Source organism: Kitasatospora sp. NRRL B-11411, from assembly GCF_000721345.1.
Taxonomy (GTDB): Bacteria; Actinomycetota; Actinomycetes; order Streptomycetales; family Streptomycetaceae; genus Kitasatospora; species Kitasatospora cineracea.
This window is the reverse complement of sequence record NZ_JOGH01000259.1, coordinates 1-2,282: the sequence shown is the minus strand read 5'-3', so window position 1 is coordinate 2,282 and position 2,282 is coordinate 1. Positions and strand designations below refer to the sequence as shown.

Annotated in this window: 2 protein-coding genes and 1 pseudogene; all 3 read left to right on the top strand. The window is 79.4% G+C overall.

From position 1 onward, the window contains the following. Nucleotides 1-217, top strand: a pseudogene (locus IH44_RS0139705) (hypothetical protein); the annotation flags it as partial. A gap of 181 nt (nucleotides 218-398) precedes the next feature. Further along, nucleotides 399-1,139, top strand: coding sequence for a PIG-L deacetylase family protein (locus tag IH44_RS0139700; protein ID WP_030464720.1), 741 nt, complete (start codon nucleotides 399-401; stop codon nucleotides 1,137-1,139). 173 nt (nucleotides 1,140-1,312) lie between these two features. Further along, on the top strand, nucleotides 1,313-2,248 hold the full coding sequence (locus IH44_RS0139695; protein ID WP_030464719.1) for a LysR family transcriptional regulator: 936 nt from the start codon (nucleotides 1,313-1,315) through the stop codon (nucleotides 2,246-2,248). Nucleotides 2,249-2,282 lie beyond the last annotated feature (34 nt).

Here is a 2,282-nt window from a genome sequence, read left to right as displayed (position 1 = left end):
CTCCCCCACCGCCCCCCTGCTGGCCGGCGCCCTGGCCGGCCTGCACCGCGCCACCCTGCGCGAACTGCGCCGCCGCATCCTGGCCGGCGACCCGCCCCCCACCGTCGCCGCCGACCTCACCGCGGCCGCCACCGCCGCCTTCACCCCGCTCTGCCCCTGCCCGCCGCCGGACGGCCGCGGCGCCCCGGCCGCGCTCGGCGGGAGCACCGGCCGGTAGCGGGACGGATCCCCGAACGGATGGAACCGCCCGCCGGCCGGGTAGGAGTAACCGTTGTCCGGGTCGGGGGGATCCCCCCGGTCCGCGCAGAGGTCGAACCGTCCGAGGATCGACGAGGCGGCTCCCACCGCCCCGGGTTGGGCGGGGCGGGCCGACCGGCGAGGGGAGAGGTGGTGGCGGGATGGAACCGGCCGGCGTGCTGGGGGTGTTCGGGCACCCGGACGACGAGTCGTTGGCGGCGGGCGGGCTGCTGGCGCGGCAGGCGGCGGCGGGGGCGCGGACCGGGGTGGTGACCGCGACCTGGGCGGAGGGGACCCACCGGGTGCCGGAACTGGCCCGGGCGCTGGCCGAGTTGGGGGCGGGGGCGCCGCGGCTGCTGGGGCACGCGGACGCGAAGGTGCCGGAGTCGGCGCCGGGCGCGGCCCGGCTGCTGGACGTGCCGGTGGAGCGGGTGGTGCGGCAACTGGTGGGCCATCTGCGGGAGTTCCGGCCGGACTGGGTGGTGACGCACGACGGGCACGGCGGGATGACCGGGCACCCGGACCACCGGCGGACGCACCGGGTGGCGCTGCTCGCCGTCCGGGCCGCCGCGCTGCCCGGCCGGTTCCCGGAGCTGGGCGGGCCCTGGCGGGTGCGGCGCCTGCTGTGCGCCACCCATCCGCACTCCGCCGCCCGCGCGCTGGGGCCGCTGCTGCTGCGTCCCGGGCGGACGGCGTACACCGTGCCGGACGAGGAGGTGACGGCGCTGGACGTCTCGCCGTGGCTGGAGCGGAAGTTGGCGGCGGTGTTCGCGCACCGCTCGGAGGTGGCGCGCGGCGCCCTTCCGGGCCGGCTGGCGGCCGCCGCCCCGGCGGACCGGGTCCGGATGGCAGGCACCGAGTGGTACCAGGAGGTCCCGTTGCCGGGCGCCCCGGCCGGCTGAGCTCCGCGCACCCGGAGCACGTCCCGCCGTCCAGGGGGTTGACGCGGCACTCCCGGGAAGCGAAGGTGAGCGAAATCATCTGACATGTTGCGTGTGACATTTCATAGGCTCGATGCCATCGCCGCGGCCGCCACCGCCGGGGCGGGGCCGCCCGCACGCGAGGAGGGCCGGCCGTGGACCTGGAACTGCGACACCTGCGGGTGCTCTGCGCGATCGCCGACAGCGGCAGCGTGGGGCGGGCCGCGGCGGCGATCGGCGCCTCCCAGCCCGCGACCAGCACCCAACTGCGGCGGATCGAACGGTACTTGGGCGCGGTGGTGTTCGACCGGACGGCCGCCGGAGTGGTGCCCACCACGTTCGGGGCCGAGGTGCTGGCCGCCGCCCGCGAGGTGCTCGCCCGGGTCGACCGGCTCGGCCAGGCCGCCGCCCCGGACGGCGAACGCCCGCACCGCGAACTGCGGCTGGCCGTCGGCTGCCCGGCCCTCACCCCCGGCACCCTGGCCCGGGCCCGGCAGTTGCGCCCCGAACTGCGCTTCGCGCTGACCCCGCCCGACGACCCCGAGCGGCCCTTCGACCTGGCGCTGCTGCTCGACCACCCCGGCTCGGGCCTGCGCGCGACGCCGGCCCTGGCGGCCCGCGCCGTCGCCACCGAGCCGGTCTTCGTCGCCCTGCCCGCCGCCCACCCGCTGCGCCACCACGCCGAGCCCGCGCTCGCCGACCTGGCCGGCGAGCGCTGGCTGCTGCCCGCCGCCGACGGCGGACCCTGGGCCGGACTGCTCCGGACGGTCGGCGAGGCGGGCGCGTTCGCCCCCGCCGAGGTGCGCGAACTCCCGTACGGGCGGCGGGAGGTGCTCGACCTGGTGGCCGCGGGGCTGGGTGCGGCGCTGGTGCCGGGCAGCACCGCGCCGGTGCCGGGCGTCGCGGTCAAGCCGCTGCTGGGCGCGCCGCTGTGGCTGCGGTACGTGCTGCTCTGGCGGCGCGCCACGGTCGGCCCGCAACTGGCCGACACCCTGCTCGGCGCGGCCGCCGCCGCGCACCGGGAGCTCGCCGCCGAGGCCCCCCACCTGCACAGCTGGGCCGCCCGGACGTTCCGCCCGCCGCGCACCTGAGCCCCCGTCCGCCCCGCCCCGCCCCATCCACGCC